Origin of the sequence: Pseudobacillus sp. FSL P4-0506, assembly GCF_038003025.1 — a bacterium.
In the GTDB taxonomy this organism is placed as follows: Bacteria; Bacillota; Bacilli; order Bacillales; family Domibacillaceae; genus Pseudobacillus.
Window position 1 is genome coordinate 425,001 of record NZ_JBBOOI010000001.1, and the last position, 2,500, is coordinate 427,500.

Annotated in this window: 9 tRNA genes and 3 rRNA genes (2 of these 12 only partly in view); all 12 read right to left on the reverse strand. The window is 51.3% G+C overall.

Annotated elements, in window-relative coordinates:
* Positions 1-1,104 (reverse strand): 16S ribosomal RNA (locus tag MKZ02_RS02135); it reaches 450 nt to the left of the window's first position.
* 132 nt (positions 1,105-1,236) lie between these two features.
* A tRNA-Ala gene (locus tag MKZ02_RS02140) sits at positions 1,237-1,312 on the reverse strand.
* Between the two features lie 54 nt (positions 1,313-1,366).
* Positions 1,367-1,440: transfer RNA gene (locus MKZ02_RS02145), tRNA-Pro, on the reverse strand.
* Positions 1,441-1,458: 18 nt separating this feature from the next.
* Positions 1,459-1,535: transfer RNA gene (locus MKZ02_RS02150), tRNA-Arg, on the reverse strand.
* Positions 1,536-1,548: 13 nt separating this feature from the next.
* Positions 1,549-1,637, reverse strand: a tRNA-Leu gene (locus tag MKZ02_RS02155).
* A 6-nt stretch (positions 1,638-1,643) separates the two neighbouring features.
* Positions 1,644-1,718, reverse strand: a tRNA-Gly gene (locus tag MKZ02_RS02160).
* A 75-nt stretch (positions 1,719-1,793) separates the two neighbouring features.
* Positions 1,794-1,875: transfer RNA gene (locus tag MKZ02_RS02165), tRNA-Leu, on the reverse strand.
* Between the two features lie 16 nt (positions 1,876-1,891).
* Positions 1,892-1,967, reverse strand: a tRNA-Lys gene (locus MKZ02_RS02170).
* A gap of 24 nt (positions 1,968-1,991) precedes the next feature.
* Positions 1,992-2,067, reverse strand: a tRNA-Thr gene (locus tag MKZ02_RS02175).
* 17 nt (positions 2,068-2,084) lie between these two features.
* Positions 2,085-2,160 (reverse strand) — tRNA-Val (locus MKZ02_RS02180).
* A gap of 9 nt (positions 2,161-2,169) precedes the next feature.
* Positions 2,170-2,285 (reverse strand): 5S ribosomal RNA (rrf, locus tag MKZ02_RS02185).
* 103 nt (positions 2,286-2,388) lie between these two features.
* A 23S ribosomal RNA gene (locus MKZ02_RS02190) occupies positions 2,389-2,500 on the reverse strand (it continues 2,820 nt past the right edge of the window).

The following is a 2,500-nucleotide window of genomic DNA, read 5'->3' on the forward strand; positions in this document are numbered from 1 at the left end:
TTAACCCAACATCTCACGACACGAGCTGACGACAACCATGCACCACCTGTCACCGCTGTCCCCGAAGGGAAAGATCTGTCTCCAGACCGGTCAGCGGGATGTCAAGACCTGGTAAGGTTCTTCGCGTTGCTTCGAATTAAACCACATGCTCCACCGCTTGTGCGGGCCCCCGTCAATTCCTTTGAGTTTCAGCCTTGCGGCCGTACTCCCCAGGCGGAGTGCTTAATGCGTTAGCTGCAGCACTGAAGGGCGGAAACCCTCCAACACTTAGCACTCATCGTTTACGGCGTGGACTACCAGGGTATCTAATCCTGTTCGCTCCCCACGCTTTCGCGCCTCAGCGTCAGTTACAGACCAGAGAGCCGCCTTCGCCACTGGTGTTCCTCCACATCTCTACGCATTTCACCGCTACACGTGGAATTCCGCTCTCCTCTTCTGCACTCAAGCCTCCCAGTTTCCAATGACCCTCCACGGTTGAGCCGTGGGCTTTCACATCAGACTTAAGAAGCCGCCTGCGCGCGCTTTACGCCCAATAATTCCGGACAACGCTTGCCACCTACGTATTACCGCGGCTGCTGGCACGTAGTTAGCCGTGGCTTTCTGGTCAGGTACCGTCAAGGTACCAACAGTTACTTTGGTACTTGTTCTTCCCTGACAACAGAGCTTTACGATCCGAAAACCTTCTTCACTCACGCGGCGTTGCTCCGTCAGACTTTCGTCCATTGCGGAAGATTCCCTACTGCTGCCTCCCGTAGGAGTCTGGGCCGTGTCTCAGTCCCAGTGTGGCCGATCACCCTCTCAGGTCGGCTACGCATCGTCGCCTTGGTGAGCCGTTACCTCACCAACTAGCTAATGCGCCGCGGGTCCATCTGTAAGTGACAGCTAAAAGCCGCCTTTCCATTCTTCTTCATGCGAAGAAAAAGAATATCCGGTATTAGCCCCGGTTTCCCGGAGTTATCCCAGTCTTACAGGCAGGTTACCCACGTGTTACTCACCCGTCCGCCGCTAACTTGAACAGAGCAAGCTCCGTCAAGTCCGCTCGACTTGCATGTATTAGGCACGCCGCCAGCGTTCGTCCTGAGCCAGGATCAAACTCTCCAAAAAGATGTTTGACTTGCTCATAATTTAAAAATAAGAATTAACTTACTGGCATGTATTTTGTTCAGTTTTCAAAGATCAATTATGAAAGACTTTTATTATATTAACAGCTTTCGAACGAAATGTCAATATATTTTTTGGTGGAGCCTAGCGGGATCGAACCGCTGACCTCCTGCGTGCAAAGCAGGCGCTCTCCCAGCTGAGCTAAGGCCCCTTACTATTATCAGTTATTAATTATCCAGGCTAATAATATTGATATTACCGGATATCGGGAAGACAGGATTCGAACCTGCGACCCCTTGGTCCCAAACCAAGTGCTCTACCAAGCTGAGCTACTTCCCGTTAAATTTATTATATAAATGGCGCGCCCGAGAGGAGTCGAACCCCTAACCTTTTGATCCGTAGTCAAACGCTCTATCCAATTGAGCTACGGGCGCATTATTTCTATAATGGTGCCGAGGACCGGAATCGAACCGGTACGGTAGTCACCTACCGCAGGATTTTAAGTCCTGTGCGTCTGCCAGTTCCGCCACCCCGGCATCATATGGAGCGGAAGACGGGATTCGAACCCGCGACCCCCACCTTGGCAAGGTGGTGTTCTACCACTGAACTACTTCCGCGCTTGAACAGGATGTTCTGACTTCTGTGTTCGTCACAGGACGTGACAGTTCTTAACAGAAGATCCTGAAAAATGATGCGGGTGAAGGGAGTCGAACCCCCACGCCTTGCGGCGCCAGATCCTAAGTCTGGTGCGTCTGCCAATTCCGCCACACCCGCATATAAATGATATAAATGGTGAGCCATGAAGGACTCGAACCTTCGACCCTCTGATTAAAAGTCAGATGCTCTACCAACTGAGCTAATGGCTCGTACTGAAAAAAGTGAAATAGAAATGGTGCCGGCAAGAGGACTTGAACCCCCAACCTACTGATTACAAGTCAGTTGCTCTACCAATTGAGCTACACCGGCATGCACAAAAGGAATAATGGTGGAGGATGACGGGATCGAACCGCCGACCCCCTGCTTGTAAGGCAGGTGCTCTCCCAGCTGAGCTAATCCTCCAATATGTATGCCTGGCAGCGTCCTACTCTCACAGGGGGAATCCCCCAACTACCATCGGCGCTGAAGAGCTTAACTTCCGTGTTCGGGATGGGAACGGGTGTGACCTCTTCGCTATCGCCACCAGACTGTATAAAGTTGAAAGAGTTTGTTCTTTCAAAACTGGATAATATGTGTCAGTAACCGGCAACTCCGTGCCATTTCATGTGTGACGCCGTTAGGCGTATCATTTAGGATAAGTCCTCGATCGATTAGTATTCGTCAGCTCCACGTGTCGCCACGCTTCCACCTCGAACCTATCTACCTGATCATCTTTCAGGGATCTTACTAGCTTGCGCTATGG